Below are 5,300 nucleotides of genomic sequence, written 5' to 3'. Positions count from 1 at the left end.
TCCATTCTGTTGTTGATTCCAAGTAAACTTTGGATTTCAAAACCACCCTTTAAAATAAAATAATGGCGATATTTAGAATTTGATATTTGTTTTAGAAAATGTTCTAAAAAGAATAACTTTTGAAAATGTTGTACGTTATATCCTAGTTCGCGAGCACGTTTGGTGACATTTGGTAGTATCTTATCTATTTCACTCACTGCGAATAAACCTCCAATGTTTTCAGAAGGGTACTGCTGGGATATAATTCGTCTTTTAATTTATTTAAACTTTTAATTTGAGTAGCATTTACCTCTGTTGACAGATATCTTTTCAATGCCTCATTTTTTACATATGGTTCAATCTCGTTTGATTCCCAGACATCTAATAATGTTCTCTCAACTGAATAAACTCTAACGGTGCTAGCATTTTCAGTTTTTTTGGTCGTAATACCAAGTGAATAGTATTTTTTTGACAGATAACGAGCACGGATATTATTTTCTTTAAGTGTGCCTGTGGCCGGATGATATCCTTGCGGAAAAACAATGTCGTAATGTAATGACATTTCATCTGTTAAATTATGGATAATTAATGCACTAATTAATGAAAAAACACCACGTGAAAATCTTTGACTAAGAAGGCTAAATTCATCAAGTAAATATCCGGGAAAAATGTAGACACCACGATCAATTTTATAAATAGTCCCATCATTTGATAATTCATGTAGCTCGTATTTAGACAAGTCATACTGTTGTGCAGTTTTATATGTGAACGTTGGGAAGTCGTGTTCTAATCTTTTTAAGCTGTTCAATTTAGTCATCACCATATATACTATGATTTTGCTTATTTATAGTATATAGGAAAGTAAAAAAATAGCAAACGAATTACTTCATCTGCTTAAATATTGGTAACTAAATATTTTAGAAAGTATAATTCAGATTCCAAGTAAATTAATGATCGGCCAACGTATTTGATTGCCCTTGAGCTTCGCCACGGTAAACAGCCGCAAACTGTTTAGCAAAATCAGCGAATTTGACCTGCTCGAACTCTGGTTTGTGGGCTCGTAAGTCAGCGTATGATTTTGCAGGATTGCGTTGTGCGCTAGTCATAATGGTCAATCCTTCAGCAATCGCAGCGGGGACGCCTTGCTTAAGTATTCCTGCTTCAAATGCATCATCGCTGATTGTAACGTACTGCAAGTAATGTTCGAAAAAACGATACGCGCAGGCAGATATTTCGGTAGGACAGATTTTACGGTTGGTGCTGGGGCCTGATTTTAGCGAATAAACCTAAATTTTTTGCAATCTAAGATCATACAGTGGAAACTCAGTTCAATAAAGTTCAAATTCTCGCTTGCCTTCGTCTGCACTTCAAGGTCTATACTAACCTTGTAAATAACAATAGGAGATGTTTTGAATGAAAGCAGCAGTATTTATTGAACCAGGCAAGGTTGAAGTTCACGAAATGGATAAGCCAACGATCGAGAAAGGCACGGATGCCATTATTCGAATTGTTCGCGCCTGTGTGTGCGGTTCTGACTTATGGTGGTATCGTGGGATTGCCAAGCGTGAAGCAAATTCAACCGTTGGTCACGAAGCAATCGGAGTTGTTGAAAAAGTCGGCGCTGATGTGACCGATATCAAAGCGGGTGACTTTGTCATTGCTCCATTTACACACGGTTGCGGTCATTGTGCAGCTTGTTTGGCTGGCTTTGACGGCAACTGTATGAATCAAGAAGCCGGTGGTAACGGTGGTTATCAAGGCGAATATCTGCGTTATACCAATGCTAACTGGGGTTTGATTAAAATCCCTGGCGACCCGAAATCATATTCAGATGAACAATTAAATTCGTTATTAACGTTGGCTGATGTAATGGCGACTGGTTACCATGCCGCTGCTAGTGCTGAGGTTAAAGAAGGTGACACGGTTGTTGTTATGGGTGATGGTGCTGTTGGTTTATGCGGTGTGATTGCAGCTAAATTACGTGGTGCTAAACGAATTATTGCCATGAGCCGCCATGAAGACCGGCAAAAACTCGCCAAGGAATTTGGTGCCACTGACATTGTCCCAGAACGTGGCGACGATGCCGTTAAACATGTCATGGAATTAACTGATGGTGGCGCTGATGCTGTGCTTGAGTGTGTTGGAACGGAACAATCAGTTGATACAGCTGTCAAAGTTGGACGGCCGGGCGCTGTAGTTGGCCGTGTCGGTGTGCCACAAAAAGCTGAAATGAACACTAACAATTTATTCTGGAAAAATATTGGTTTGCGTGGTGGGATTGCTTCTGTCACCACATATGATAAGACCGTTTTGTTAGATGCAGTGCTGGATGGTAAAATCAACCCAGGCAAAGTATTCACCAAACGATTTGACCTGGACCATATTGAAGAAGCATATGAAGCAATGGATCAACGAACAGTGATTAAGTCATTAGTTACTGTTAGCGAAGTTTAGTTTAATAAAAATTTAATCGCTTATCGAATTGTCCCCGCATTTTGCGAGGACTTTTTTTGATTCATAAGTATAGCTTATGAGTCGTGCTTGTTATTGAAATTGGTTAATTTCACTTTCGCTTGTATCATGAACCTCGTAATCAAAATTAATCAAACGAGGTAATTAAAAATGAAAAACGAAGTAGTTGTATTATTTGGTGCCGGTTCAATTGGTGAAGCAATTGTTCGTCGAGTTTCCGCTGGCCGAAAATTGTTGTTAGCTGACTATAACGAAGCTAATTTAGCTGCAATGCAAACAAAACTCCAGGAAGCAGGATTTGATGTTACCACCATTAAAGCAGATCTTTCCTCACGTGATTCAATCAAAGCAGTTGTTGCCAAAGCACAGGAGTTAGGTGACATTATGGGATTAGTTAATGCCGCTGGTGTTTCACCATCGCAAACCACTCCAGCACAAGTTTTGAAAGTTGATTTATACGGGACTTCTGTTTTACTAGAAGAATTTGGTAAAGTGATGGCTCCTGGTAGTGCCGGAATTGTGATTTCTTCTCAATCAGGTCATCGATTACCGGCTTTGTCACAAGAAGATGACCAGGCGTTAGCAATGACACCAACTGAAGAATTATTAGCTTTACCTATCTTGCAAGACGACGTGATTAAAGATTCATTAGCAGCTTATCAATATGCTAAGCGTGCCAATGTATTGCGGGTCGCAGCTGAATCAGTTAACTGGCAAAAACGGGGTGCTCGAATTAATGCCATCAGCCCTGGTATCGTGATGACTCCACTAGCTTTGGATGAACTAAACGGTCCTCGTGGTGCTGGTTATAAGAAGATGTTCGAATCGATGGTCACAAAACGGCCAGGAACTCCTGATGAAATTGCCAGTTTAGCTGAGTTATTAATGGATCGGCGGGCAGCCTTTATTACAGGTGCTGACTTCTTGGCTGATGGCGGTGTGACCGCACAGTACTGGTTTGGTAATGTTGCCGAAGTTCGCAACAGTAGTAAATAATTTTTTGTGATATAAAATCAAAATATGAGGAGAAGCAATTATGAAAGCAACAGTATTTATTGAACCAGGTAAGGTTGAAATTCAAAATGTTGATAAACCAACGATTAAAAAATCAACGGATGCTATTATTAAAGTAGTCAGAGCCAGTGTTTGTGGTTCAGATTTATGGTGGTTCCGTGGCATTAATGAAATGGCAGCGAACAGTTTAGTTGGACACGAGGCAATTGGAATTGTCGATGAAATTGGTGCGGATGTTCATAACGTCAAGGTTGGCGATTTTGTCATTGCACCATTTACTCACGGATGTGGTCACTGTGCTGCATGTTTGGCAGGATTTGAAGGTAATTGTTTGACCCAAGAAGAAATGGGTAGTTCTGGCTATCAAGCTGAATATCTTCGTTTCAGAAGTGCAGACTGGGCATTAGTTAAGATTCCTGGTCAGCCAAGTGATTATACTGATGAACAGTTAAACTCATTTGTAACACTAGCCGATGTTATGGCTACTGGTTATCATGCTGCCGCTGCAGCCGAAGTTTCACAAGGTGATACGGTCGTGGTACTGGGTGATGGTGCCGTTGGTTTAAGTGGTGTGATTGCCGCCAAATTACGCGGTGCTAAACGTATTATCGCCATGAGTCGTCATGAAGATCGTCAAAACTTAGCACGTGAATTTGGTGCTACAGATATTGTTGCAGAACGTGGCGAGAAAGCAGTTGCTAAAGTGATGGAATTAACTGGTGCTGGTGCAGATGCCGTGTTGGAATGCGTTGGCACCGAGCAATCCGTTGAAACGGCTGTTCAAGTTGGACGGCCAGGTGCTGTGGTGGGACGAGTTGGTGTGCCACAAAAAGCAACTATGAATACCAACAACCTATTTTGGAAGAATATTGGTTTACGTGGTGGAATTGCATCCGTGACAACCTATGATAAGGAAACGTTATTACAAGCTGTGTTGGATGGTAAAATCAATCCAGGAAAGGTATTTACGCAAGAATTTAAGCTTGATTATGTTCAGTCAGCATACGATGCCATGGACCAACGAAAAGCAATTAAATCATTGTTGATTGTTAGTGAATAATGGTTTTGTAAAGTTGGAGTATGGTGAATATGAAAATTAGATAGGAAATTCTATTTAACAATGTTACGTAATCAATTAAACTGAGGAGATTTGATATTATGACAAATGTATTAATTATTGGTGCAACAGGAACCCTTGGTAATGCTGCACATCAAACTTTATTAAACGAAACAGATGTAAAGTTGACTTTATTTGCTCGCAGCGCAGACCGGCTGACCACTAGCGATCGCGAAACAGCAATGGCTGGTAATGTTACTAGTGATGTCGACTTAGACCAAGCGATGCAAGGTCAAGACGTAGTGTTTGCAGCATTAAGTGGTAATTTAGGCAACTTTGCTAAAAAAATTGTTGCGGCAATGGATCGCAACCAAGTTTCGAGACTGCTATTTATCACATCAATGGGAATTTACGATGAAATTCCTGCATCGGTTGGCGCAAGTGGTAATCTGAGTAGTAATCCCATGTTACGTTCATATCGTGAAGCAGCGGATGTCATTGAAGCCTCTGATTTAAATTACACGATTATTCGCCCCGGTTGGTTTACTGGCGGGTCTGTTAATTATGAAGTTACTCGCAAGGGTGAACCATTTGGCGGTCACGACGTGTCAGCTAGTTCAATTGCTGACCTTGTAAAACGCCTGGTGGAAGATGACACACTTTATTCTCATGATAGTGTTGGGATAAATACAAAATAGTTACATTGTAGAGTTGAAGAAGTTATTTTCTTTAACTCTTTTTTTGGATAGACGTGTTCGTGGGGGCAGATGTCTAGGCC

6 protein-coding genes and 1 pseudogene are annotated in these 5,300 nt (G+C 40.3%); 4 read left to right on the top strand and 3 right to left on the bottom strand.

What is annotated here, in order from left to right:
- From WDC_RS08770 to WDC_RS08760, 3 genes and pseudogenes are all read right to left on the bottom strand, one after another.
- Positions 1-197, bottom strand: a pseudogene (locus WDC_RS08770) (nucleotidyl transferase AbiEii/AbiGii toxin family protein); the annotation flags it as partial.
- The gene (locus WDC_RS08765; protein WP_044011487.1) at positions 194-796 is read right to left on the bottom strand and encodes a type IV toxin-antitoxin system AbiEi family antitoxin domain-containing protein; all 603 of its coding nucleotides are present in this window, start codon (positions 794-796) and stop codon (positions 194-196) included. The gene WDC_RS08765 and the pseudogene WDC_RS08770, both read right to left, overlap by 4 nt.
- Before the next feature lie 130 nt (positions 797-926).
- Entirely contained in the window at positions 927-1,175 is a 249-nt protein-coding gene (locus tag WDC_RS08760; RefSeq protein WP_044011485.1) for a hypothetical protein, read from the bottom strand.
- Positions 1,176-1,392: 217 nt separating this feature from the next.
- Here WDC_RS08760 and WDC_RS08755 point away from each other — a divergent pair, with 217 nt between their 5' ends.
- The 4 genes from WDC_RS08755 (at position 1,393) to WDC_RS08740 (ending at position 5,220) form a co-directional block, all read left to right on the top strand.
- Entirely contained in the window at positions 1,393-2,433 is a 1,041-nt protein-coding gene (locus WDC_RS08755; RefSeq protein WP_044011484.1) for a zinc-dependent alcohol dehydrogenase family protein, read from the top strand.
- A gap of 168 nt (positions 2,434-2,601) precedes the next feature.
- Complete coding sequence (locus tag WDC_RS08750) at positions 2,602-3,447, top strand: SDR family oxidoreductase (RefSeq protein WP_044011483.1); 846 nt, start codon at positions 2,602-2,604, stop codon at positions 3,445-3,447.
- 40 nt (positions 3,448-3,487) lie between these two features.
- Entirely contained in the window at positions 3,488-4,525 is a 1,038-nt protein-coding gene (locus WDC_RS08745) for a zinc-dependent alcohol dehydrogenase family protein (protein WP_044011482.1), read from the top strand.
- A 98-nt stretch (positions 4,526-4,623) separates the two neighbouring features.
- Positions 4,624-5,220 carry an NAD(P)H-binding protein gene (locus WDC_RS08740; RefSeq protein ID WP_044011481.1) on the top strand — a complete coding sequence of 199 codons (597 nt, stop codon included), beginning with the start codon at positions 4,624-4,626 and terminating at the stop codon, positions 5,218-5,220.
- The last annotated feature ends 80 nt before the right edge of the window (positions 5,221-5,300 follow it).

Source organism: Paucilactobacillus wasatchensis, assembly GCF_000876205.1.
GTDB classification, from domain to species: domain Bacteria; phylum Bacillota; class Bacilli; order Lactobacillales; family Lactobacillaceae; genus Paucilactobacillus; species Paucilactobacillus wasatchensis.
This window is presented reverse-complemented; position numbering and strand designations above follow the sequence as displayed.

Coding starts and splice junctions, on each gene's coding strand:
- WDC_RS08745 (WP_044011482.1), top strand. CDS start 3,488: ATGAAAGCAACAGTATTTATTGAACCAGGTAAGGTTGAAATTCAAAAT.
- WDC_RS08740 (WP_044011481.1), top strand. CDS start 4,624: ATGACAAATGTATTAATTATTGGTGCAACAGGAACCCTTGGTAATGCT.
- WDC_RS08755 (WP_044011484.1), top strand. CDS start 1,393: ATGAAAGCAGCAGTATTTATTGAACCAGGCAAGGTTGAAGTTCACGAA.
- WDC_RS08765 (WP_044011487.1), bottom strand. CDS start 796: ATGACTAAATTGAACAGCTTAAAAAGATTAGAACACGACTTCCCAACG.
- WDC_RS08750 (WP_044011483.1), top strand. CDS start 2,602: ATGAAAAACGAAGTAGTTGTATTATTTGGTGCCGGTTCAATTGGTGAA.